Raw genomic sequence first — 24862 nt, 5'->3', positions numbered from 1 at the left:
CGGAACGGGTATCGTGAAATGTTCGGCTTTTATCTTTTTCGAGATTACTTAAGACCAGCCTCATCTTATTTACTATTAGTATTGGTTAGTTCTTCTGGTCGTTCATTTTTTCGTTCCATGATAGCACTTCGATTAGAAAGTAAAATGAAGTAGCTGAGCATACCGAAATAGCAAGTGATGACAAGTGCGTGCATTAAAGCAATTCCTAGGTTTAACATCGAAAAAATAATCATCGCACCAAAGAATACTTGAAGTGAAATTAGGGCAAGTGTTACCCCAAATCCCCATACCATAACCTTGTGACTACGATATTTTTTGATTAATCGTATTGATAGGGAAAGCGTCCAGAAAAATAAAATACCTGCTGCAAGTCGATGCCCCATTTGTACCCACTGTTCAAAGCTGTAGGAAGCAATGTTTAAAGGAGATGAATTTGTACAAAATGGCCAGTCTCCACAAACTAAGTTTGCATTAACATGTCTAACAAGTGCCCCAGTGTATACTACGAGCAACGTATAGGCTGTCAACAGATATATTTCGTATCGATGCCTTTTGTTAATATGTAAGGATGTAGCATCAAATTTCTTATCGATTTCAAAAATCAATAACATTAATAAAAAGATAGCAGCAAATGAGATTAATGAAATTCCAAAATGAGCAGCAAGTACAAAATCAGATTGCTGCCAAATAACTGCTGCAGCTCCTATTAATCCTTGAAGTACTAAAAAGAATACAGATAAGAAGGAAAGGAACTTTACTTCTCTAATGTCACCGATATATTTCCAAGATAAAAACGCTAATAGTAGGACAATAATACCGACGGATCCAGAAACCAATCGATGACTTAATTCAATTATGAGTTCAAAATCTATTTGAGACGGTACAAGCTCACCTTTACAAAGTGGCCAACTATCACCACAACCATCACCAGACTCTGTTTTTGTGACTAGTGCACCGCCAATTAAGACGAATACCATCCCTAACGTAGCAAGTACTGATAGCCATTTTAATGTTTTCACCATACCTATGTATCCTCACTTTGTACCATGTTGTAATAATTGAAGGATTAGTTCAATTGTCTGAAAAAAATAATTCCACTCTTCATGATAAGCCTTTTAACTACGATAAATCAATCTATTTTAGGAATAAATTAAGAATTGACACAGAATTGTTAAAGGCTTTAGTAAAAACAGTGCTAGGGTGACAAAATAGTAAAAAAACCTTGCATTGTTTGTCATTGTCTGCTAGAAATAGTATAGGGGATATTCTGCTAAAAGCCTAAGAACTATTCATTCATGAGTTAAAGAATACATATAGAATCACAGTCTTGAAGGCACTTATTGCCTTTTCTTTTATTTTAACTCAAGAATTCACAAAATAGTCAGAAGGGTATGGAATATTCAGTAGTTTATCACCGGTAGTTATATATGAATGGAAAAGTAAGCCGAGGTACAATTAGCATGATAGTTAGCATACTTTAGGGGAATAGTAACAATAGGTATGAGGTTTAGTATGCTTCTTTAATTTGTCCCTTTTTTATAATGGAAGTTTAAGGGGGGATTTACAGGATGGGAAAAACAATATTAACTTCCAGGCAAATTGTGGGCAATGCTGCTGTATCGGTATTACAAAATGAGAAACATGACTTGCTGTAATTTGTAAACGTATTATTAGGAATTGTTTTGAATGGGAAAGATGGGTAGACTAGGGCAAACCACCGTATGATTATTTGTTTTGCACTACTTACTTCATTAGAACTTTCAGTTGGAGAAACAACTGTCTAGTTCCCCAAATTTATTTGCTATCCTTACTAATTAATATAAATAAGGAAGGAATATAGAAAGAGAGGTATGAATACATGAAAGGTTGGATGGGAAAATTTAAGGTATTATCCCTATTAGGCTTTGTGGCATTATTTCTATCAGCCTGTGGAAAAGAAAACTTAACAGCTTTAGATCCAAAGGGTTATGGTGCAGAAAAATCACTGGATTTAATCCTGTTACCTACAGTAATAATGTTATTTGTTCTTCTTATTGTTATGGTGATATTTGTTATCGCTCTTGTACGCTTCCGTAAAAAGAAAGGCCAAGAAGACTATATTCCAAAACAAGTAGAAGGAAATAAAACATTAGAGACTGTTTGGACAGTTATTCCGATTCTTTTAATTATTGTTCTTGCAGTACCAACGGTTTATTACACATTTGATTTAGCTGATGAAACGGAAGCTAGTGATTCGTTAAATGTAAATGTGACTGGTAACCAGTATTGGTGGCATTTTGATTACGAAGGGCAAGAAATCCAAACGAGTGAAGATTTATATATTCCGGTTGGGCAAAAGGTATACTTAAATATGTTATCTTCTGATGTGGTCCATTCCCTATGGGTACCATCATTATCCGGTAAAATGGATGTTAACCCTGAAAACGAAAACACCTTATTCATTGAAGCTTATGAGGAGGGCGTTTATTGGGGGAAATGTGCTGAGTTATGTGGTCCATCCCATTCGTTAATGGATTTTAAAATTGTAGTTGTTAGCCAAGAAGAATTTGATCAGTGGGTAGCAGATATGCAAAACTTTGATCCGCAGGTAGTACCAGAAGATCAAGCTGCTGCACAAGGTAGAGAACTATTTGAAGAAAATAATTGTATCGCCTGTCATGCAATCGGATCATCTCCGGTTCAAGCTGGACCAAACTTGACTAATTTTGGAGCACGAGAAAAGCTAGCAGGTGTTGAAGATTTAACAAAAGAAAATATTATTGAGTGGTTATTAAATCCTGAGTCAATTAAACCAGGAAATAATATGACTGGTAATTATCCACAGTTAAATGAAGAAGATGCGGCATTAATTGCAGATTATTTACTACAGCTGAATCCTTCTGAAATAACACCGGACGATGCTGGTAACTAATAATGTGATATTGTTTGTGATGCAAGATGGAAAAGGGAGGTTTATTTTGTGAGTACAGCACTTACACAGAATAGAGGCTTCGCTGCCGTATTGTGGGATTATTTAACAACTGTTGATCATAAAAAAATAGGTAAGCTATATCTTTATGCAGGTGGTTTGTTTTTCCTACTAGGTGGTTTAGAAGCATTAATAATTCGTATTCAATTAATGAAACCAGCGAATGATTTTATTCAAGCTGGTCTATACAATGAAATGATTACTATGCATGGTACTACGATGATTTTCCTAGCAGCCATGCCGATATTACTTGGAATTATGAATGCGGTCATGCCATTACAAATCGGTGCGCGTGACGTAGCATTTCCGTTTTTGAATTCACTAGGTTTTTGGTTGTTCTTATTCGGTGGAATTATGCTGAATGTTAGCTGGCTAACAGGTGGAGCACCTGATGCTGGTTGGACTTCTTATACACCTTTATCAACACAATCTCCTGGTCATGGTGTTGATTATTATGTATTAGGTCTCCAAATATCTGGTGCAGGTACATTAATGGGTGGTATTAACTTTTTAGTTACCATCGTTAATATGCGTGCACCTGGAATGACGTACATGCGTATGCCATTATTTACGTGGACGACTTTTGTTATTAGTATTTTAATTTTATTTGCTTTCCCAGCATTAACGGTTGGATTATTTCTACTAATGTTCGATAGAATGTTCGGTGCAGCATTTTTCGATGTAACATTAGGTGGTAACGGTATTATTTGGCAGCATTTATTCTGGATTTTTGGACATCCAGAGGTTTACATTCTGATATTGCCGGCCTTTGGTATCTTTAGTGAGATTTTTGCAACATTCTCTAAAAAGCGTTTATTCGGTTATACAGCAATGGTATTTGCAACTATTCTAATCGCTTTTCTAGGGTTCATGGTTTGGGCGCACCATATGTTTACAGTAGGAATGGGTCCGGTAGCGAACTCCATCTTTGCTGTTGCAACAATGGCGATTGCAGTACCAACCGGTATTAAAATCTTTAACTGGCTTCTAACGCTTTGGGGTGGAAGTATTACGATTAACTCTGCAATGCTATGGGCACTTGCTTTCATACCTTCTTTTACTATTGGTGGGATGACAGGGGTTATGTTAGCGACATCTGTAGCTGATTATCAATATCATGATTCATACTTTGTAGTTGCACACTTCCATTATGTTATTGTTGGTGGAGTTGTATTCGGAATCTTAGCTGGCTTACATTATTGGTGGCCGTTAATTTTTAGAAGAGTTCTTAATGAAAAGTTAGGTAAACTGGCTTTCTGGACTTTCTTTACTGGTTTCCATTTAACATTCTTTATTCAACATTTCTTAGGTCTAATGGGGATGCCAAGACGTTACTGGGTATTCTTACCGGATCAAGGACTAGATACAGGTAATTTAATTAGTACAATCGGTGCGTTCTTTATGGCATTTGGAGCGATTGTTTTCCTAATTAATGCATTCTACAGTTGGTTTAAAGGAGAACCTTCTCCAAGAGATCCATGGGGAGCTCGTACGTTAGAGTGGGCAGTTGAGTCACCAACACCACATTATAATTTCAAACAATTACCGTTGATTCGTGGTCTTGATCCATTATGGATTGAAAAGACAGAAGGTAATGGTAAAATGACTCCAGCAGAGCCACTGGGTGACATTCATATGCCAAATGGTTCGATCATACCATTTATTATGTCATTAGGGTTCTTTATCGCTGGTTTCGGATTTATCTACCATAATGATAACAAATTAGCCTATATTGCTTTATTTGGTGGTATGGCAATAGCACTTGGTAGCATGTTAGTTCGTTCATTGAAAGATGATCACGGCTACCATATCCATAAAGAAGACCTTGAAAGGGAGGCTGACTAATATGAGTCACGATCATTCCTTAAACCCAGAAACGATGCCTCATAATCCCGAAAAAGCAACACTAGAGGGTAAGAATAAATTTCTTGGGCTATGGTTTTTCCTAGGTGGAGAAACAGTTTTATTTGCAAGTCTTTTTGGAACATACTTAGCATTGAAAAACTCAACTGCTGATGGTCCTGCTTCACAAGATTTATTCGGTTTAGGATTAGTTTTTCTTATGACAATGCTTTTACTAACTAGTTCATTAACTAGTGTGTATGCAATGTACCATATGAAAAATAATAACTTTAAGAAGATGATGCTTTGGCTAGGGATAACTGGACTACTTGGTCTTGTTTTCCTTGGTTGTGAGATTTATGAGTTCTATCATTACATTCATGGTGAACATTTCACATTCCGGTCATCTGCATTTGGGTCTGCGTTCTATACGCTAGTCGGCTTCCACGGAGGACACGTATTATTCGGTCTTCTATGGTTATCTGCACTTATGATCAGAAATGCTAAGCGAGGATTAAATCTTTATAATGCACCGAAATTTAATACATTTAGCCTTTACTGGCACTTTATCGATGTTGTATGGGTATTCATTTTTACAGTGGTATACCTAATGGGGAAGGTGGCATAAACAATGGAAAACAGCACCAAATCCAATGAATTTCATAAGCAACAGCATAAGGAAGAAATGAAAAAGCAAATCGTCACATTTGTATTAATGATTATTTTTACCCTAGTAGCATTCGCAATTGTTGGGTCTGGAATGATGGATAAGATGCTTGCAGTTCCATTATTACTTGTCTTAGCACTTGTTCAAGTAGGATTTCAGTTCTACTATTTCATGCACATGAAGGACAAAGGGCATGAAATGGCGGCAGTAATGATATATGGTGGCATATTTGCTGCGGTTCTTACGGTAGCTGCTTTAAGCTTAGTTATCTGGTGGTAAAGAAAAATAGATCAGAGTTTGTGTTAAAATCCCAATAAGTATGAAGTAGAATTGTTGGGAAGGGCACACTATCTCTGGTCTTTTTTTTATTATCTTTAAAAAGTTGTCACAATATGAAGGTGTGTTAGAGAAATAAATGGGTTATAATGTTAAGTAAACTAGGATTTCTATGGAGTGAAGAAGCAATGTGGATTAATATAGAGATTTTTGGATTTCGTGCTCTTTGGAGTCCGTATTTCCTTTTATTTGTTCTCGGTATTGGTATCGTTTACTACATGATTACTGGTCCACTTCGACATAAGTATACACGAGCGGACAAACCAACTATTAAGCAACAAAGTTTCTTTTATGGTGGCTTAGTACTTCTATACTTCGTAAAAGGATCACCAATTGATTTATTGTCTCATATTATGCTGACAGCACATATGATTCAAATGGCAATATACTTAATTGTATTTCCGATTTTTATGCTAAAAGGAATTCCAGCGTGGATTTGGGAAAAGGTACTGCTAAAACCAATCATTAAACCTATAATGAGTTTTTTAACACTACCATTAATTTCTATTCTGTTATTTAATGCGTTGTTTTCGATTTATCACTTGCCATTTGTATTTGATTTTACGAAATCATCGCAGCTATCGCATACGGCAATACATATGGTGTTACTTATTTTTGCTTTTCTTGTATGGTTTCCCATTATGTCACCTGTGAAGGAATTTGAACGGTTGAAGCCGCTAGGGAAGATCTTTTATATTTTCGGAAATAGTGTATTAATTACACCAGCCTGTGTGTTGATTATTTTCTCAGATGTTCCGCTTTATGCTGCCTATAGTGCGAATGGTGCATGGTTACAGGCGTTAGCCTTATGTGTGCCTGCTGATATCTTATCTGGTTTAACGTACAGCCTTTCTGGACCAGAGATGTTTTCTCCGTTGGCTACATTAGAGGATCAACAGCTTGGAGGAATCATTATGAAAATTATGCAGGAAATAACGTATGGTGTAATTTTAGCTAGAGTGTTTTATGCGTGGTTTAGTCCGGAAACATTAAAAATTGATCCATTACCGACTACTAATGCAAATGATATGACAAATTAAGAGCTTAAATTATATGCTCATATAAACAGGAGAGGAATACTTACATATGCAACTATTACCAACAATTAGTACGTTTTTTATTTTCCTAAGTGCATTGTTAATTGCAATAGGATGGAGATTAATTATTCTTGATAAAAAGAAGGCACATAAAAAAACGATGATAGCGGCTGCTATAAGTGCGTTATTATTCTTTATTATTTATATGTCGAGAACTATTTTCATAGGAAACACGGCTTTTGGTGGTCCAGAGAGTATCGAACTCTATTATACTTTGTTTCTAATATTCCATATTATCCTAGCTACTTCAGGAGCAGTATTTGGAATCGTAACACTCTACTTAGCCTTTAAACGTAAAATTAGTAAACATAGAAAATTAGGACCGATTACAGCAATTATTTGGTTCTTTACCGCGATTACAGGAATTATTGTTTATCTATTGCTTTATGTGATTTATCACGGCGGTGAGACAACGAGTTTAATAAAGGCAATCCTAGGTAACTAAATAGAGCCTGAGACAGAAGTACTTTTGACAAGATAAAATCCGAATTTGCACGTCATACCCGCCTTGGGAATTAGTGCACTGTTCGTAATTTATCTTGTCATTTTACTTATGTCCCTGGCTCTTTCTTATAGTTTAAAATTTAATTTGATAATATCTGCTTCTCTGGCGGAGATGTAAATAATTAGAAGTAGTGGTCCAATGATAAATCCTAGTAGACCAAATACTTTCAGACCAAGAAACATCGATATTAGTGTTGCAAGTGGAGATAACCCCATATGTTTCCCCATGACCTTAGGTTCAACCGTTCTTCTAATGGCTAATAATATTATCGCTAAGATGGATAGCTCAACACCCATTTGTGTATTTCCAGCCATAAACATAATCGCTGCCCATGGTCCTAAAATGACGATGGAACCGATAATTGGAATAAGATCAATAATCCAAATGATAAGGGACATGATCAATGCAACCTCTGGTGCAATGATAAATAAACCAATTAACGAAACGGCAAAGATTAATAAGCTAACTAGAAATTGTGCTTTGAAGAAGCCAAAAATTACATTTTTAATTCGACCGTTCATAAAGGAAACCTTTTCTGCCGTTTCCTTCTTAAATAAGTTGAATGTTTTCTCTTTTAGTAAAGGTAATTCCAGCATAAATAAGAATAAAGCAATCAAATAAACTAATAAACTAACAAGATATTGCGGAACCTCGGCAACAATGGCAGCTATTCTATTAATTGTTAATTTCTCTTTCAAAGTAGTACTTACACTATTAATATAGTTATCAAAACTATCAGTAACTGATTGGACAAATTCATCTGGAAGATTTTTACCATATTGGCTAAATCGTTCTTCCCATTCGCCATATATTATATTTACCTTTTGAACATAGGTAGGGACATCCTCAACAAAGTTAATAGCTTGGCCAACAGCCTTGGTGACAACAAATGTACCGGCCACTCCCATTATGATTAAAAATAATAAAAATACAGTGATGACCGCATTTTTACGGCTAAATTTAACCCTGATTTGTATAAAACGAACGAGTGGATTCAGTGCCAATGCTGTGACAAGCGCAATAATAAATGGGACTGAAATCGATAGAACGTAATATCCTACAAATAAAAGGGCAATGATTAGTAGAAATAGTAAAATTTTTCGAAACAAAATAGGGTGTCTCCTTTCCCAAATAACGAGGGATTTTCTCTGTTTGCTTATACAAAATATAGCATGTTATTGTGTATTTGGATAGTTTAAATTACGGGTTATAGGGTATGAACAAGAATGATTTATTTAGCTCCATAACACTCCAAAAAAATAGAGGCACAGGCAAAAGTTAATCAGCAAACTAAAATCCGATGCATCCGCATATTTCCTGTATTGGGAAGCGTCTACGGATCGTTTTTACATTTGCTTATTTTACTTTTGTTCCGGCCTCTATTATTTCATTGAACTAATAAATAGCAATGTCGACTAGCTGTTCCTGTTAGACATAGGGAAGGATTGTCCTTATCCCTTAAGTTGCTTTAGCTCTTCGCTAACTGCTGCTACTAATTTGGAAGCTCGTTCAATAAGATTTTCTGAGAAGTTTTCTTCTTCACCATACTCAACACCATGAGGATAGTAATGTTTTCCTAGTAATGGAGTAAGTAATTTAATAACAGCGTTTCCACTATCTACATCACCTTCCAGTGCATAGCCTTGGATGCGAATGTAGTATGTAATATTTGTTTCGTTTGAGCCAATTTTGTAATCATATGTTACACGCTCATAATCCCATTGACCAGCACGGATGAACGCATGTTTTCCCATAATGTGATCTAACGGTTTTAAATCCATTACTGTATCTTCAATACCTAAGTTTTCTAATTTCATTTTATACACCTCACAAATTTTTGCTCACTAAGTTAATAATAGTATTAATTGAGAGAAGTTGCAATGGAAATCGGAAAATTTCGGTTAGTTACAAGTAGGAATTACTTAGAATTTCTTTCAATATACTAGTATTTTCTAGTATATTTATTGTGAAAAAATGGGATAACTTGTTATAGTCAAGTAGATTATAGGGAATTTAAGCATGTTATTCTAGCATGAAACATATAGATTACTATAAGAATAATAGAGGGAGCTTGGTCAGGATGCGGTTTATTCGAGGAATTATCGTATTTATTGTAGTCGCTGCTTGTACATTTTATATAATAGAAAACGATCAACTAAAGCCTGATGATGCAATAGATAAAATTGGTCAATTTTTAACGGAAAAGAAAAATGAACTGATAGAAAAACCTGTACCAGAGAATATTATGGTTGCAGAGCGATTTTCGGGCGATCTATTTCAATGGATAGGTGAGGATTCAGAGGTGCTGCTTGAGGAATTAGGGGAACCGAAACGTAAGGATTTAAGCAGCTATGGGTATACCTGGTGGGTTTATACAAATGGAACGACACAGTATATTCAATTTGGCGTCTTAGATGGCTTAATTCAAACTATCTATGCGACTGGTGAGGACAGTAAGATTGAGCCGTTGCAAATTGGCGAATCATCAGACAAGGTAAGAGAAGAATTACAATTTGAAAACGAGGTAACGTATAGTGAAGGAATATCATCCTACATATTTCAATTGGAAGAAGAAGATATGGCTATGCGTCCATTAGCCAAAATTACAGATGAGATATTTATTCAAACCTATTTTGATACATTTACGGATCAATTATCCTCGGTGCGAATTATGACTGCGGATATTTTACTTAGACAACGTCCTTTTGGGTTAAGCTATCGCGGGAATTTGCCTGAAGCTCCAGATTTATCAAATGAGGAATGGGAGCAAGTTGAATCTGGGATGGAGCAGCAAATCTTTGATATTACCAATGTCATACGCTCCAGTTTTCAGAAGGATACATTGACATGGGAGGATTCGGTCAGTGAAGTGGCATTTCTGCATAGTAAGGATATGGCGGAGAATAATTACTTTTCACATTATAGTTTAAACGGATATGGGTTGAAGGAACGCTTAGAGGAAAAGAACGTTTCGTATTTTGCGGCTGGAGAAAATATTGCTGCTCAATATGTCGATGCTCCGGCAGCAGTTGAAGGCTGGTTGAATAGTGAGGGTCACCGTGAGGCATTATTACATGATGATTATACCCATTTAGGTGTTGGTGTATATCGCCTTTACTATACACAAAACTTTTTAACAAAACCTTTTTAAAAGCTGAATACAAGGTGTGCCATTGTATACTAGATTTCTAATTCACAAGTTCACCAGAAATTGCATACATTATTCTAGCGTAAAATTGGGATATAGTTGGGGTGAAACCGGTGAGTGAAAATAAATTGCATCCGTCTGTACAATCATTCAGAACGTTTATAAATAACCATCCTAAGCTACGAAGTGAAATTAGGAAAAACGGAAGGTCATGGCAGGAATATTATGAGAAGTGGGCATTACTTGGTGAGGAAGATTCGTACTGGGAAAAGTACCGTGGAGAATCTGAAACTGAGCAGAAATCAGAAAATAAGGCAGACATGCTAAAGCAACTCATGAAATATACGGAAAATGTTGACATTGATAAAGTGCAAAAGCAAGTTCATCAATTGAGTGGAGCGATAACGACGATTCAAGAATTGATTGATCAATACCAAGGTACTAGAAAAGGCACAAGCTCACGTAATCAGCCTTTTAACTGGTCAAGGGATTAGTGATAGCGATGAATCAAGAATTATATCACTATTTACAAGCTCGTCCGGAACTAATGAATTTCATTCGGCAAAATCCTTATTGGTATCGATATTTAACTCGGGATCCTTCACGCGTTGTGGAGATGGAAAAGGAAGCAAAGCGATTTTATGGCAAAACCTTTACACAAAAAATGGATAAAATGAACCAAAACATCCAAATGGTTGGAGTACTCTTGCAATTTGCAGAAATGATGAAAGATTAATTGTTTTTCATTTTCAGCACATAAATGATAAAATGGTGGTGGAGGTGAGGTTATATGATTGCTACCCTAGAATATGTAGACATATTGGACCGGTCCGAAATACTAGGAAAAATGATATTAGATTCAGAGATATATGAATTATTCCACGATGCGAAGACAGCATTGGCCAATGATCCTGTAGCACAACAGCTCATTAAGGATTTTAATGCTGTGAAGGATCAATATGAAGATATACAGCGATTTGGTAGATATCATCCAGATTACTCTGAAATAATGAAGCTAGTCCGTTCTAGAAAGCGTGAAATGGACTTAAACGATAAAGTAGCAGCATATAAAATTGCTGAAAGACAATTTCAATCGCTATTGGATGAAATCAGTCAATATATTGCTTTTAGTGTTAGTGATAAGATAAAGGTTCCTAAAGATGGTGGCGCATTAACCGATAGCGGCTGTGGCTGCGGAAGTGGTGGCGGATGCGGTTGTAAGGTTTCCTAATCTACCATTTGAACTTAATCGTCTATTCTGTTAAACTATTTGCAAAATAAGTGAATTGTGAGGAACTTTCATGAGAACGAAACGACAGGGCATCATGGTCTGGTTTCAGCATTCCAAAAACATAAAACAGCTAAAACGATTTGGACATTTATTATATACATCGAGAAAGCTAAAATATGCCGTCATGTATGTTGATCAAGATAATGTGGAAGAAATTGAAGCGAAACTTCTGAAATACCCATTTGTTTCGAAGGTGGATCGTTCTTATAAACCTTTCATACGGACAGAATATGAAAATGCTAAACCAGATAAAGCAAAACAATACGATTATAAAATGGGAATATAGACCTTTGCGGAATAAGCGCCGCAAAGGTTTTTATTTTTTACTATAAATAAAAAAACCTGCAGAAATAATTCTGCAGGTCCCTTTGTTTTCTTGCTAGAAAACAAAAAGGCAAAGGGAGAGGAGAAACCGGAGGAGAACTTATGGGGAAGTGTAAGTCTTCTCCGTGTTTTGAAACAACCAAGCTACGCATTAGCTGTTCCATTATGCTATTATGTACAAGGAAGAAATTAATATACGTCCGAATTCGTTTTTTCATAAAAGTCATTAATTGTTTTCGAACGATTTCCTTTGTGGTAGGATGGTAACGAGCAATGCACAAAAGAGGTGGTACTATGCGTGTCATAGCAGGAGAACATAAAGGAAGACAATTAAAAGCAGTTCCTGGTAATTCAACTAGGCCAACAACCGATAAAGTAAAAGAGGCTGTCTTCCAAATGATTGGACCTTTTTTTCATGGTGGATCGTGCTTAGATTTATTTGCAGGTAGCGGCTCACTAGGAATTGAAGCATTAAGTCGAGGAATGGCTAATTGTGTTTTTGTAGATAACAACCCAAAAGCTATTCAAACCATTCGAGAAAATATTAAGACCTTGAAATTAGATGACCAAGTGGAAGTGTTTCGTGCGGAGGCTTTTCGAGCATTAAATGCAGCTGGTAAACGAGACTTGAAATTTGATGTGATTTTTTTAGATCCTCCTTATGGAAAGATTGATTATGTCGATTTACTACAAGCAATAGAGGAACAAAATCTATTACAACCAAGTGGATTAGTATATTGTGAACATGATGCAAGTGAACAATTACCACAATCTGCTGCCGGATTTACCATTCGAAAGCAAGTAGACTACGGTGGAACGATTGGTGTGACCATCTACCATACAGAAGCATAAAAAATTTTGCTAAAACATAAAAAGGGGTGCTGGAATGTCCAAGCTAGCCATTTGTCCTGGGAGCTTTGATCCTATTACATATGGGCATTTAGATATCATTGAAAGAGGCGCAAGAATATTTGATGAAGTAATTGTGGCTGTTTTTAACAATCAATCTAAGTCACCATTATTCTCAGTTGAGGAACGATTGGAGCTTATTAAAGAATCAACAAAGCATATACCCAATGTGACCGTTGATTCGAGTGCTGGCTTGTTAATTGAATATGCAATTAAAAAGAATGCACAAGTAATTTTAAGGGGTCTTAGAGCTGTTAGTGATTTTGAATATGAAATGCAAATTACTGCAATGAATCGTAAATTAGATAATAAAATCGAAACACTGTTTATGATGACGAATAATCAATATTCATTTTTAAGCTCAAGCATTGTGAAAGAGGTTGCAAAATATAAAGCAGATGTGACGGATTTAGTTCCGAGTATTGTTGCAGAAGAGCTAAAGAAAAAATATAACTAAACCAAAGAGAGAAGTCGAACACATTATGTGCATCCGACTTCTTTTTTTTGCATTCCAATAGTATGCAAGGCAATCGTTAAAAGACCAGGAAATAAATCGTTTTCTAAGAAGCATTACGTTTTTTGTACAGTAAAAGAAATGCCACGCCGATACTCCCGATTGTGATAACTGGTCCTAATCTTTCCAAAAGCTGTAGGGTATATAACCAATCATTTTCAGTTAATAGGTTGAATACAGGTATGTCCTCCACCTCAAAAACCTGACGATCAAGATAAAGTGGTCGATACAAGAGGATGGTGAGAACACTAGCGATTATGCCATGTAGTAATCTTGCAAAAAAATATGGGTAGAAACGAATATCTGTTTTTGCGATTATGCTCGCTACCTGTGCTTGAATGGAAAAGCCATTGAAGCCTAAAATGAAGCTGATGATGATCATACTAGATAGAAAAGGATCGATAGACTCTTTTGAGATTAAGTTGGCACCAAGGGTAATTTCGAATAATCCTGAAATAAATGGTAACGTAAGCTCTACTGGTAAAGCTAATAATTGAAAAACACCATGAAACAAGAAAGCAACAATAGGCGTAAACCCAATTAAAAAAAGCATTTTGTTAACAACAGAAAATAAGATTATGAATCCACCAACCATTACTAATGTTTTCATAGAGTTAAGGACAGCATCTCCCATTATTTCACCAAATGGTCGTACATCAAGTAATCTAGTATCATGCATTTCTTGGAAGGCTTTTTTGATGGAAGGAATACGTTGTTCTTTTTTACTCGATTTGTCCTCTGCACGGCCATAAAAACGCATGATAATTCCAGTGAGTGCATTTCCTAAATAATGACAAACTGCAAGTAAGAGTCCTAGCTTTGCATCGTGGAAAAAGCCAACTGAAATAGCCCCAAATATAAAAAGTGGGCTAGAGGAATTCGTGAAAGCAACGAGTCGTTCTGCTTCAACTCTTGTCAGTTGATTTTCCTCTCTTAATCTCACAGAGATTTTTGCACCAGTTGGGTAACCACTGGACATCCCCATTATCCATGCAAAGCTTCCAACGCCAGGTACATTAAATAATGGTCGCATAATCGGTTCGAAAAGTACCCCTAAAAATTTTACAACGCCAAAACTAAGTAATAATTCAGCGATAATAAAAAAAGGAAGTAGGGACGGAAATACAATTTCCCACCACATATCAAGTCCGCGGATGCTTGCTTCAAGTGCATCGTTGGGGAACTTGATTAACGTAATTGCAAAGAAAACCGCTATTCCGGCTAATAGACATGTTTTAACTACTTGCTTCAATTGATTGCCTCCTAGTCTTGAGCTTTTCTAATCATTTATCCTGAGGGAATCATAACTGTACTTATTTTTTTGATAGTAGTAAAATGAACTTAGTTTATGATTGACGCCTATGTACATACCATCCTTAAAAAGTAAGACAAGTTAGTATCTATATCAATATACGCACATACAATGCTTGATTATGCCATACACTTTTTAAGTAAAATTGAATTGGTTAGAAAAATTGGTGTAAATTAGGTGAGGTTAAGTAGCTTGGAGGGGGCCAAACGAATGAAATTTTCTAAGGGACAGGTATTGTCTCTCGTAATAGCTATTGTCATTGCTTTTTTTCTTTCTACATATGAACTTCCCTTTTATATTCAAAAGCCAGGTGGGGCAGATGCGTTAAACCCTATCGTACAGGTTGATCATGGTGATAAAGGAGAAGGTGACTTCCATCTCGTCACTGTTCGAGGAGGACAGGCAACACCAATCCAATATGTACTTGCAAAAATATTGCCTCATCATGATATAGTGCCAATTAGCCAGGTTTTTCCAGAAGGGATATCTGATGATGAATATTTTCAAGCGCAGCTTCAAATGATGGAAACGTCACAAGAAGCATCAACTGTGGTAGCCTATACTGCCGCTGATAAAGATATTACGATTGATTATAACGGTGTTTATGTTGTGAGTGTTGTGGAGGGTATGCCGGCAGAGGGAATTCTTGCGATGGGGGATCGAATTATCGGTATTGATAGTACAGAGATTCATGAATCGGACGATTTAATTACCTATATTAATTCCAAAAAAGCAGGCGATACCGTTAATCTAACAATAGTACGTGATGATGAAGAGTTAGAGAAATCGATAACACTCGAAACATTTGCAGAAGCAGAGAATAATATCGGTATTGGAATTCAGCTTGTCACCGATCGAGAGGTAGAAGTAAGTCCTGAGATTACATTTACTAGTGGAAGTATTGGTGGTCCTAGTGCAGGGTTAATGTTTTCATTAGAAATCTATGATCAATTAACCGATGGGGATTTAACAAAAGGTCATCAAATCGCAGGTACTGGAGAAATCGATTATGATGGAAAGGTTCACCGCATTGGTGGTATTGATAAAAAAATCGTAGCAGCTGATCGTGAGGGAATAGAGGTATTCTTTGCGCCAAATGAAGATGGTAGGAAAAACTCTAATTATCAAGAGGCAATGAAAAAGGCAAAAGAGATAGGAACGGAGATGGTTATCGTGCCTGTTGATACATTTGATGATGCCCTACGGTATTTAGAAGAAGAACTTGATTAATTAACTAAAAGGCTGGAACATGAGTAAAACGAGAAGATACAAGCCGAATGATGTACTAATTCCTGAAGCAGTATTGTACATCAAAGGTTGACTTTTCTTGTCAACTATACTCAGTTTCAGCCTTGTTTTTAGTTGGAAATCCGAATAGGGCCTTTTATTTCCTGTCTTTGTAACGTATATCTGTTTTTAAACGGTAAAATACTATAATACGTGTCAGTGGCACGTTCTTCCAATTGGAGCATTGGGTGAACATCACGTGTAAGTTTACTATAGATTGGTACGTTCATTTGTTTTTTTTGAACGTTCAAGTATTCTTGTCCCCTCTTGCTAATTCCTAATAGCCGAACATATGGGACGGAATTTGCGGTGGAAAGGGATGTTATTTCTGCTTTTTTTGTATTTGTTAGAATGTGGACAAAAATCCGTTGTATTCTCGTCCAAGTATAACGCTTTGTTTTTATCCGCTCTACCCAATCATGGAAAGAGGTTGCCTCTTTAGCCGTTTTTTTAATCCGATGTTCAATTCCTTCTTCCACACCATGAATATGGAGTAATTCTTCTGTTGTCATGGTAGAAACTCGATAATGAAGAAGCGGAAAGTAATCTTCCCATTGGTGCCAGGTGTTTGCTGCTTCTTTATATTTTTGTAAGGCGGATACGGTTGCGCTTGGCATGGTATGGATTAATTCTGATACGTCATGGTTGTAATGAAATAACTGATTTCGTATACTGGTAGCACTAGCAATGGATCCTGTGATTTCAGTATCATGGTAATTATTATTGGTTCGTTTAATTGTTAAAGGCTGAATTGGTAGTTGATTGTCGAGAATCGTACGTACATAGCTAAAACCTAGAATATTATTAGGTTGAGATAAGTCCATATCGGTTGCTGTTAATCCAATTGCATCATAGGCAATTTTGCCGGCATCTGGATAAGAATGACCATCCATTAGTGCTTCCTTTAGCTTGGTTGTATAAGTTTTTTCGTTTGCTTGGAATTGGTGATAAGCATCAATAAATGCAGCTGTATTTCCAGATTCACTCCCAAAGCAAATGCTAGTTACACCTAGTTCATAAAGGGTCATAATAGCACCTTTTGCAAATAGGCTACTGCTTTGGACAGCATATGGGTATGGTAATTCAACTACAATGTTAATACCATGTAACAGAGCTGCCTTTGCTCGGTGATATTTATCCATAATGGCTGGTTCGCCTCGTTGTAAAAAGGAACCACTCATAACTGCTATCATACAAGTTGCGTTCGTAGCTGCTTTTGCTTTCTCAATATGATAGGCATGTCCATTATGGAAGGGATTATATTCAACGATTAGTCCACATGCATTCATAAAATCACTCCAATTCTTGCTAGTGTGAAGCTTGTATATGTACTTTCCTATTTATGGTTGATTATAGAAAATATGGTACGTAAAAGCTACTAATAAAGTAACTGGCAACTATTTTTTTATCCTGTAAAGAAAATATATTGACAAAAGTGCATTTTCCTTTTAAAATTACTCTTGTTGCCTTGAGGTGAAATAATGAAATTTACATTAGCACAATTAAAGAAAGAAGCGTTTAACAAAGCGTTCACCTTCTCAAAGGAAGTGGATGTTTCTGAATTAGAAACGATGAACAATGATATTCGAAAAATTGATCCAGTTCACGTGCAAGGTAGTTGTACGATGCAGGGGGACCAATTCTTCTTTAAGTTTACCATAACTGGTGAAATGATATTACCTTGTGCTCGTACACTTGTTGATGTTGTGTATCCATTTACGATACATGCTGAAGAGATTTTTTCTAGCTCACCATATTACGCAGTGGAAGAAGATTCAGAAATTCATCCAATTGACGGAGAAGTGCTTGACTTAATGCCGTATATAAAGGAAAATATTCTATTGGAGGCTCCATTTCGTGTTTATGCCCCAGATGTAGATCCGGATAAGGAAACGCTACAGCAGGGTAATGGATGGGAAGTACTTTCAGAGAAGCCTGAAGAAGTAAAAATTGATCCACGTTTTAAAAAGCTGGAGACATTGTTTAAAGATAACGAGAAAGAAAAATGAGAATAGATATTCATGTTTTGCTTTCGTATTTGAAGGAGGTGTAAGTCATGGCAGTACCTAAACAGAGAACTTCTAAAAAAGTAAAAAGACAACGTCGTACTCATAAAAAATTACACGTGCCTGGCATGGTAGAATGTTCAAATTGTGGAGAATTAACTAAGCCACACTATGTATGTAAATCTTGTGGGCATTATGATGGAAAAGAAGTTGTAAACAACTAATTCTATCGAAAAATCATAAAAACAGATCACAGTTGTGGTCTGTTTTTTTTACATATTTATAAATAGGGGGGGAAGAACATGGCGGATTTTGTTACCTATCAGAAGCATCCAACGAAGGGATATGGTCTCATCACACTAAATCGCTCTAACAAGCGAAATGCTATCTCCCTGCAGATGGCAGAATCTTTTCGGCTATGCCTGCAACAAGCGAAGGATGACAACTTAAAATGTTTAGTTGTAACAGGTGCTGGGGAGCGGATGTTTTGTGCGGGCGGTGATTTGAAGGAACTACATGGGGAACTCACGATACACGATGCAGAAGTAAATCTAAAAAAGATGATGCAGGTGCTATATGAGATCGCAGTGTTTCCTATGCCGACAATTGCATTACTAAATGGGGATGCTCTAGGTGGAGGATGTGAATTGGCGACAGCCTGTGATATACGAATTGCTAAGGAGAAGACGCGGTTTGGGTTTGTACAAACCAATCTGGGTATAATCCCTGGATGGGGTGGAGGTGTCTTGTTAACTAAAAAAGTGCACCCTAGCTTTTCCTATCAATGGATAATGGAAGGTAACCTATATGATGCGCAAGAATTAGAAACGAAAGGTTGGATTCATAGGGTTGTGCGTGAGCAAGAATGGGAATCGATAGACAAACTAATAGAGCCCTATTGGTCAAAATCTGTTAAGCAATTAGAACTATTAAAAGAGCAATATTTGGAAGCGATAGGTGTAATAGGTTTACATGACTTTATGATGAATGAAGTAGAACGATGTGCATCACTTTGGGATTCTGATGCACATAAAAACGCAGTGGCAGCATTTCTTAGTCGACACTAGTTTGACAGACAAAAATATAAAATTATCGTAAAGAGTTATTCTATCACTCCTATTTTCTGCATACATTGATAGCAAATAGATAAGGAGTGATGTTATGAATGCAACAAGGCAGGACGCCTGGACAGAAGACGAGGATAAGCTACTAGCTGAAACTGTGCTTCAGTATATTCAAGTGGGGAAGACACAGCTTGAGGCTTTTCGTGATGTCGCACAGCAATTATCCAGAACCTCTGCTGCGTGTGGGTTTAGATGGAACGCTACTATTCGCAAAAACTATCAAGAGGAGATACAACGGGCTAAAGAGGAGCGGAAACTTGGCGGACGCAAACCTATCTGGAATACAGAGGAAGCTGGTAATGAACAAGAGAAAGATACGATAGAGTCAGCAATCATGCTGCTGGAAAAAATGAAAACAAGTTTTACTGTGCATCAGGATTTGGCAAAAAAAGAGCAGGAAAAACTATTAAAAACATTAGAGGAAGAAAATGAAAAATTAAAATCGCAATTAAAACGCTATGAAAATGCTTGGGAAGAGATGGGGAATCTCTGGAAATGGATTAAGGATAAGAAGTAATTTCCAAAGAACATCCAGAAACCGCAATTATAGATAAGAAGTCATGATAAAAGACATGAAAGGAATCCAATCATGTCTTTTATCTATCGAATAGTATCAAGATGTAACAGCTTACATTTTAATTGCTAACGCGTTCATTTATTCCCTCTGGAAGCCAAAGTAAAGGGTTTTGCCCAAAATCTCTTTCCATTTCATATTTAGCCTTTTGAAACCCCATTTTCTCCCAAAATCCATGAGAATTAACTCTTGGATTCGTTTTGATTGGTAGTCGCTTATCTTTGGCGAAATCAACTAATTTTTTTCCGTAGCCCTTTCCTCGATAATGAGGTAGAACTTCCAGCTTCCAAAGCTCTAAATAATCATGTGTTGGTTCGAAATATTTATCGTATTTTTTATCCACTTTATAGAGGCTCATCCGAGCTATTAATGTTCCACCATAGTAAATGCCATAAAATGGTGACTCGCTATCATTTTCCACGATATTTGATTGTAAATCCTCAAGCATGGATAATTCTTGATTTCCATATTCTTTAAAGCGTTTGAATTCCTCTAGTGTTTTATAATTTAGTAAGAGTCTTTCAACCTTTTCATCATTCATCTAACCCATCCCCTTTGTTGTCAGAAAAATAATTCATTTTAGTATTTTATATTATTATAATACAAAATGTAGCATAATGAAACCAACATGACGTTCGGGTCGGCTTGCTGAATATAGGTAGTACAAAAGAATCATAGTTTGTTACAATGAAATGGAAGACATTAGTTAGGGGAAGAATACGGATGATAGATCTTTTTTTGTTTATTATGGCCTTTTTAATTACGATACCAATATTTGCAACGGTCGTCGTGTATTATGCGTGGAAATATGTGACGCGAAACCCACTTTTGGCTTTCCATAAAGCAATTAATTGGACGACGATTTTCTATGTTTTTGCGGTAACTACATTATTATCTTATTTATTTGGTGACGGGTTTTTTGGTTATATCCTTCTACTTATCCTTTTGCTATTAACCATTCTAATTTTCATGCATTGGAAGAGAAATACGGAAGTTGATTATCGCAGGGCATTCAAATTATTGTGGAGGCTATGTTTCCTGCTCTTTTTCTTAGGATATGTCGTTCTTGTTCTGTATGGAATAATCCGTCAATTGTTTCTAGTGTAGGACTAGAAACAGATAACATGAAAAAATGATTACTTTCTTGTACAATACTTGTGGAATGTTTTTTAGCCGATAGGAAAGTATAGCAATATTTCCGCCGGGAGTAGAAAAACGTAAATAATCGATAACGGACGACGGAATACGAGTTTTTCTAATAATAAGAATGGAAGAGCTTGATAATCATAAGCTCTAAAGGAGTACTTAATGCATGCGGATAGAACCATTACATATTAAGAATAAGAATACACTAATCCGTGATTATCGCGATCAACAACCGGCAATCATGCAGAATTTTGACTATGGTATAACGGATTATCAAGACAGGCTTGCTGAACTTACGGCAAGAACCTATAAACGACAACAATTAGTGGAAGTACTGATAACGTTAAATAAAGGCTGGAATGCGCCTAGTGCAACGTTTGAAAATATTGAAAGGTTGAAGTCTGAAAATAGTGTAGTTGTAATAGGTGGTCAACAGGCAGGCTTGTTAACGGGACCACTTTATTCAATCAATAAAGTAATATCCATTGTTCAATTGGCAAAACAACAGGAAGAACTACTTGGTGTGCCGGTCATTCCCGTTTTTTGGGTGGCAGGAGAAGACCATGATTTTGAAGAAATTAATCATACATACATGCTGAATCAGACAACGATGAAGAAATTCAAGGTGCAGCAACGTGTATTAGATAAACGGTCTGTTTCGAGTATTGAATTGGATAAGGCAACCGTATCTGAATGGGTGGATAGAATTATAAGTCAGCTCCCGGAGACTGCATATACGACTGATTTACATCAAATTATCCAACAGTGCTTGGAACAATCAATAACCTATGTTGATTTTTTTGCACAATTAATATATCAACTATTTCCTGATACTGGGTTAGTGTTAATGGATTCTGGCGCAGAACAGATTCGTAAATTAGAGCGTGATTATTTTATTGAAATGATACAAAAGCAGCGTGAAATCAGTACTGGAGTTGCTAATGCATATGAAACATTAGCTCAGGCTGGATACAACATTCCGTTAGATGTTACAAAGCAAGATGGAAATCTGTTTTATCATAAGGATTTCGAAAGGATTTTACTTAGTAAAAATGCACAAGGGCATTGGGTTGGCAAACAGAATGAGGTAATTTTAACGGAACAAGAATTACTTGATATAGCAATGCAAACTCCAGAAAAATTAAGTAATAATGTTGTTACACGACCATTGATGCAGGATTTGGTTTTTCCGACACTAGCATTTATCGGTGGTCCAGGGGAGATTAGTTATTGGTCGGTCCTAAAACCAGCATTTCATGCGTTAGGTATAAAAATGCCACCAGTAGTCCCTAGATTATCCTTTACGTATGTTGAACCACAGCTAGAGAAGACACTTAATTTATATGATATTTCAATACAGGAAGCTATCAATAATGGAGTTCAAGCCGTACGAGATCAATGGTTTAAAGAAAAGATTAATCCATCTGTGGAAGAAACAGCTTCGGAGATAAAACAATTAATCGAAAAAGCCCATGAACCATTAAGAATGATTGCAAAGGGAATACGTGCTGACATCGGTGATTTGGCTGATAAGAACTTGGAATATTTACTACGTGATGTAGCATTTTTAGAAAAACGGATAATGAAAGCTCTAGAAGAACGATATGAGAAAGAATTGACTGATTTTAATCTGTTAGAAGCGTCATTACATCCGGAAGGTCTGCAGGAGCGGATATGGAATCCACTGCCATTCATAAATAGACATGGTTTGGAGTGTTTTGTGAAAATGACAACCGAATATTGTTCAGTTGAACAGGACCATTACATTGTTTATTTCTAAATCCACCACTTCTTACCACTTTTTTAGAAATAGTAAATTTAAAAGGATAAAACCCTTATAAAATCAAGGGTTTTATCCTTTTTTTTGATGCATCAATTAGTGACTAATTCCCTTGAAAACAAGGATGCAATAGTTAGTAATAACTATTTTTGAAAATAATGTGGTGAAAAGTGGGGGGATGTGGTAATATTGTGATTAGAAAGTGGGGGCGAACTATATGTTCATGGGTGAATTCCAACATAACGTTGATATAAAGGGCAGAATTATCGTCCCTTCCAAGTTTCGTGATGAGCTTGGCGAGCGCTTTGTTATCACTCGTGGGCTAGATAAATGTCTATTCGCCTATCCAATGTCTGAATGGAGTCTTTTAGAAGAAAAGCTAAAAAAACTCCCACTAACTAAGAAAGATGCACGTGCTTTTACGCGATTTTTCTTCTCTGGAGCAGTGGAATGTGAAGTAGATAAGCAGGGAAGAATAAATATACCACAACCACTTAGAAGCTACGCAGCTTTAGATAAAGAGTGTGTGGTAATCGGTGTATCAAATCGCATTGAATTCTGGGCTCAAGAGAATTGGGAAGATTACTTTGATGAATCTGAGGATTCATTTGCTGAGATCGCTGAGAATTTAATGGATTTTGATATTTAACCGAAAAGGAAATCGCAAAAGTGGGTGTCGACATGTTTGAGCATTATACCGTATTAAAAGAAGAATCAATTGAGGGATTACATATAAAACCAGATGGTACCTATGTGGATTGTACATTAGGTGGTGGTGGACATTCAGAAAGAATCGTCCAACAGCTTAATGAAAATGGGTTATTGGTGGCGTTTGATCAAGATATCGATGCGCTAACTGCTGCGAAAGAAAGACTTGCAGCATATCAGGACCGTATTTTATTTATCCATGCTAACTTTCGCCATTTAGAAACAGAGCTTAAGAAGCATCAAATAAGTGAAGTTGATGGTGTGTTGTTCGATCTAGGTGTGTCCTCACCACAATTAGACCGTGGTGAGAGAGGTTTTAGTTATCAACATGATGCCCCGCTTGATATGCGGATGAATCAAGACCAAGCGTTAAGTGCATTTGAAATTGTAAACGAGTGGTCATACAATGAGCTAGTTTCGATATTTTTTAAATACGGTGAAGAAAAATTTTCCAAGCAAATTGCCAGAAAGATTGAAAGCTACCGAGAAACGAATGAAATTTCAACGACCCATCAGTTAGTTGAAATCATCAAGGAAGGTATCCCGGCTCCTGCAAGGAGAAAAGGTGGACATCCAGCTAAGCGTATCTTCCAAGCAATCCGAATTGCGGTGAATGATGAGCTACAGGCCTTTCATGATGCTTTACACCAAGCGGCAAGGGTAGTAACGATAGGTGGTAGAATCGTCGTGATTACGTTTCATTCACTAGAGGATAGAATTTGTAAACAAGCCTTTAAGAAATGGAGCACACCGAAGGAAACACCGAGAAATCTACCGGTAATTCCCAAAGAATACGAAGCTCCATTTAAAAATATAAATCGAAAACCAATTATAGCATCAACCATAGAGTTAGAAGAGAACCGAAGATCACGATCAGCTAAACTAAGAATCGTTGAAAAGACTACCAGCTGGTCAGAGGACTTTAATTTTGAGGAAGGGCGGAAAAAATAATGGCAGCAGTAAATCATGCGAAAAGTTGGGAACAAACTTATACTTCCTATCAACCACAAGTCGAGCAAAAGGTCGTAATTAGAAAGAAAAGCTGGATAACAAAAGGTGAAAAAGCGTTATATTCTTTTGTCGCACTTTGCTTATTAATTACAGGTGGATTTATTGTTTCGTATTCATCGTCATTAGATACATTGAATCGCGATATCCAAAACATTGAAAAGACTGTTGAAAATCAACAAGTTATTAATGAAGGATTAGTATTTGAGATAAAAGAATTAAGCAGACCTGAACGAATTACGCAATATGCGAAAGAAAATGGATTAACCATTCAAGCCGCTGAAGTAAAGCAAGCTAATGCTTTTAATCAATAATA

General features: G+C 36.5%; 29 protein-coding genes. 23 read left to right on the top strand and 6 right to left on the bottom strand.

What is annotated here, in order from left to right; all coding sequences use genetic code 11:
• Positions 1–65: 65 nt before the first annotated feature.
• Positions 66–1022 carry a COX15/CtaA family protein gene (locus JF53_RS06575; protein WP_047981384.1) on the bottom strand — a complete coding sequence of 319 codons (957 nt, stop codon included), beginning with the start codon at positions 1020–1022 and terminating at the stop codon, positions 66–68.
• Positions 1023–1858: 836 nt separating this feature from the next.
• Between JF53_RS06575 and coxB the strand changes: the two genes are divergently transcribed.
• The 6 genes from coxB (at position 1859) to JF53_RS06545 (ending at position 7355) form a co-directional block, all read left to right on the top strand.
• Positions 1859–2911, top strand: coding sequence for a cytochrome c oxidase subunit II (gene coxB, locus JF53_RS06570; protein ID WP_047981383.1), 1053 nt, complete (start codon positions 1859–1861; stop codon positions 2909–2911).
• 48 nt (positions 2912–2959) lie between these two features.
• Positions 2960–4813 (top strand): cytochrome c oxidase subunit I, encoded by a 1854-nt coding sequence (ctaD, locus tag JF53_RS06565; protein ID WP_047981382.1) that lies wholly within the window; start codon positions 2960–2962, stop codon positions 4811–4813.
• Between the two features lies 1 nt (position 4814).
• Positions 4815–5438 (top strand): cytochrome (ubi)quinol oxidase subunit III, encoded by a 624-nt coding sequence (locus JF53_RS06560; protein WP_047981381.1) that lies wholly within the window; start codon positions 4815–4817, stop codon positions 5436–5438.
• A 3-nt stretch (positions 5439–5441) separates the two neighbouring features.
• Positions 5442–5756 carry a cytochrome c oxidase subunit IVB gene (gene ctaF, locus JF53_RS06555; protein ID WP_047981380.1) on the top strand — a complete coding sequence of 105 codons (315 nt, stop codon included), beginning with the start codon at positions 5442–5444 and terminating at the stop codon, positions 5754–5756.
• 185 nt (positions 5757–5941) lie between these two features.
• Positions 5942–6853, top strand: coding sequence for a cytochrome c oxidase assembly factor CtaG (gene ctaG, locus JF53_RS06550; RefSeq protein WP_047981379.1), 912 nt, complete (start codon positions 5942–5944; stop codon positions 6851–6853).
• Between the two features lie 46 nt (positions 6854–6899).
• The gene (locus JF53_RS06545; RefSeq protein ID WP_047981378.1) at positions 6900–7355 is read left to right on the top strand and encodes a DUF420 domain-containing protein; all 456 of its coding nucleotides are present in this window, start codon (positions 6900–6902) and stop codon (positions 7353–7355) included.
• Positions 7356–7480: 125 nt separating this feature from the next.
• Here JF53_RS06545 and ytvI read toward each other — a convergent pair whose 3' ends face one another.
• Together ytvI and JF53_RS06535 are read right to left on the bottom strand one after the other, a co-directional pair.
• Entirely contained in the window at positions 7481–8524 is a 1044-nt protein-coding gene (gene ytvI / locus JF53_RS06540; RefSeq protein ID WP_047981377.1) for a sporulation integral membrane protein YtvI, read from the bottom strand.
• A 342-nt stretch (positions 8525–8866) separates the two neighbouring features.
• On the bottom strand, positions 8867–9232 hold the full coding sequence (locus JF53_RS06535; protein WP_047981376.1) for a YugN family protein: 366 nt from the start codon (positions 9230–9232) through the stop codon (positions 8867–8869).
• A gap of 263 nt (positions 9233–9495) precedes the next feature.
• Between JF53_RS06535 and JF53_RS06530 the strand changes: the two genes are divergently transcribed.
• The 7 genes from JF53_RS06530 (at position 9496) to coaD (ending at position 13544) form a co-directional block, all read left to right on the top strand.
• Positions 9496–10566, top strand: coding sequence for a CAP domain-containing protein (locus JF53_RS06530; RefSeq protein WP_047981375.1), 1071 nt, complete (start codon positions 9496–9498; stop codon positions 10564–10566).
• Positions 10567–10676: 110 nt separating this feature from the next.
• Positions 10677–11057, top strand: coding sequence for a YlbD family protein (ylbD, locus tag JF53_RS06525; protein WP_047981374.1), 381 nt, complete (start codon positions 10677–10679; stop codon positions 11055–11057).
• 8 nt (positions 11058–11065) lie between these two features.
• Positions 11066–11299, top strand: a complete 234-nt coding sequence (locus JF53_RS06520) for a YlbE-like family protein (protein WP_047981373.1) — start codon at positions 11066–11068, stop codon at positions 11297–11299.
• Positions 11300–11353: 54 nt separating this feature from the next.
• Positions 11354–11794 carry a YlbF family regulator gene (locus JF53_RS06515; protein WP_047981372.1) on the top strand — a complete coding sequence of 147 codons (441 nt, stop codon included), beginning with the start codon at positions 11354–11356 and terminating at the stop codon, positions 11792–11794.
• A gap of 70 nt (positions 11795–11864) precedes the next feature.
• A complete protein-coding gene (locus tag JF53_RS06510) occupies positions 11865–12140 on the top strand; it encodes a YlbG family protein (protein WP_047981371.1) in 276 nt (91 codons plus the stop codon).
• Positions 12141–12472: 332 nt separating this feature from the next.
• Positions 12473–13030, top strand: coding sequence for a 16S rRNA (guanine(966)-N(2))-methyltransferase RsmD (rsmD, locus tag JF53_RS06505; RefSeq protein ID WP_047981370.1), 558 nt, complete (start codon positions 12473–12475; stop codon positions 13028–13030).
• Between the two features lie 34 nt (positions 13031–13064).
• The gene (coaD, locus tag JF53_RS06500; RefSeq protein ID WP_047981369.1) at positions 13065–13544 is read left to right on the top strand and encodes a pantetheine-phosphate adenylyltransferase; all 480 of its coding nucleotides are present in this window, start codon (positions 13065–13067) and stop codon (positions 13542–13544) included.
• Between the two features lie 103 nt (positions 13545–13647).
• Here coaD and ylbJ read toward each other — a convergent pair whose 3' ends face one another.
• Entirely contained in the window at positions 13648–14853 is a 1206-nt protein-coding gene (ylbJ, locus tag JF53_RS06495; RefSeq protein ID WP_047981368.1) for a sporulation integral membrane protein YlbJ, read from the bottom strand.
• A 270-nt stretch (positions 14854–15123) separates the two neighbouring features.
• On the opposite strand from ylbJ, the gene JF53_RS06490 reads away from it, so the two are divergent.
• Positions 15124–16143, top strand: coding sequence for a SepM family pheromone-processing serine protease (locus JF53_RS06490; protein WP_047981367.1), 1020 nt, complete (start codon positions 15124–15126; stop codon positions 16141–16143).
• Between the two features lie 128 nt (positions 16144–16271).
• Here JF53_RS06490 and JF53_RS06485 read toward each other — a convergent pair whose 3' ends face one another.
• Complete coding sequence (locus tag JF53_RS06485; protein ID WP_047981366.1) at positions 16272–17489, bottom strand: nucleotidyltransferase; 1218 nt, start codon at positions 17487–17489, stop codon at positions 16272–16274.
• A gap of 192 nt (positions 17490–17681) precedes the next feature.
• On the opposite strand from JF53_RS06485, the gene JF53_RS06480 reads away from it, so the two are divergent.
• The 4 genes from JF53_RS06480 (at position 17682) to JF53_RS06465 (ending at position 19847) form a co-directional block, all read left to right on the top strand.
• Positions 17682–18209, top strand: a complete 528-nt coding sequence (locus JF53_RS06480; RefSeq protein ID WP_047981365.1) for a YceD family protein — start codon at positions 17682–17684, stop codon at positions 18207–18209.
• A 47-nt stretch (positions 18210–18256) separates the two neighbouring features.
• A complete protein-coding gene (rpmF, locus tag JF53_RS06475) occupies positions 18257–18430 on the top strand; it encodes a 50S ribosomal protein L32 (protein ID WP_047981364.1) in 174 nt (57 codons plus the stop codon).
• 78 nt (positions 18431–18508) lie between these two features.
• Positions 18509–19273 carry an enoyl-CoA hydratase/isomerase family protein gene (locus JF53_RS06470; protein ID WP_047981363.1) on the top strand — a complete coding sequence of 255 codons (765 nt, stop codon included), beginning with the start codon at positions 18509–18511 and terminating at the stop codon, positions 19271–19273.
• 94 nt (positions 19274–19367) lie between these two features.
• A complete protein-coding gene (locus JF53_RS06465; RefSeq protein WP_047981362.1) occupies positions 19368–19847 on the top strand; it encodes an RsfA family transcription regulator in 480 nt (159 codons plus the stop codon).
• Positions 19848–19965: 118 nt separating this feature from the next.
• On the opposite strand, the gene JF53_RS06460 is transcribed toward JF53_RS06465, so the two are convergent.
• Positions 19966–20445: an N-acetyltransferase gene (locus JF53_RS06460; protein ID WP_047981361.1), complete on the bottom strand. Its 480-nt coding sequence runs from the start codon at positions 20443–20445 to the stop codon at positions 19966–19968.
• Positions 20446–20627: 182 nt separating this feature from the next.
• On the opposite strand from JF53_RS06460, the gene JF53_RS06455 reads away from it, so the two are divergent.
• From JF53_RS06455 to ftsL, 5 genes are all read left to right on the top strand, one after another.
• On the top strand, positions 20628–21011 hold the full coding sequence (locus JF53_RS06455) for a DUF3397 domain-containing protein (protein ID WP_047981360.1): 384 nt from the start codon (positions 20628–20630) through the stop codon (positions 21009–21011).
• A 205-nt stretch (positions 21012–21216) separates the two neighbouring features.
• Positions 21217–22830, top strand: coding sequence for a bacillithiol biosynthesis cysteine-adding enzyme BshC (bshC, locus tag JF53_RS06450; RefSeq protein WP_047981359.1), 1614 nt, complete (start codon positions 21217–21219; stop codon positions 22828–22830).
• A gap of 217 nt (positions 22831–23047) precedes the next feature.
• Complete coding sequence (gene mraZ / locus JF53_RS06445; protein WP_047981358.1) at positions 23048–23479, top strand: division/cell wall cluster transcriptional repressor MraZ; 432 nt, start codon at positions 23048–23050, stop codon at positions 23477–23479.
• A 32-nt stretch (positions 23480–23511) separates the two neighbouring features.
• Entirely contained in the window at positions 23512–24489 is a 978-nt protein-coding gene (rsmH, locus tag JF53_RS06440; RefSeq protein ID WP_201777896.1) for a 16S rRNA (cytosine(1402)-N(4))-methyltransferase RsmH, read from the top strand.
• Positions 24489–24860 (top strand): cell division protein FtsL, encoded by a 372-nt coding sequence (ftsL, locus tag JF53_RS06435; protein ID WP_047981356.1) that lies wholly within the window; start codon positions 24489–24491, stop codon positions 24858–24860. The genes rsmH and ftsL overlap by 1 nt, the downstream gene beginning before the upstream one ends.
• Positions 24861–24862 lie beyond the last annotated feature (2 nt).

This window comes from Ornithinibacillus contaminans (assembly GCF_001038425.2).
GTDB lineage: Bacteria > Bacillota > Bacilli > Bacillales > Amphibacillaceae > Ornithinibacillus > Ornithinibacillus contaminans.
Note: the sequence above shows the minus strand (reverse complement) of the source record. Positions and strands in the feature narration are given on the sequence as shown.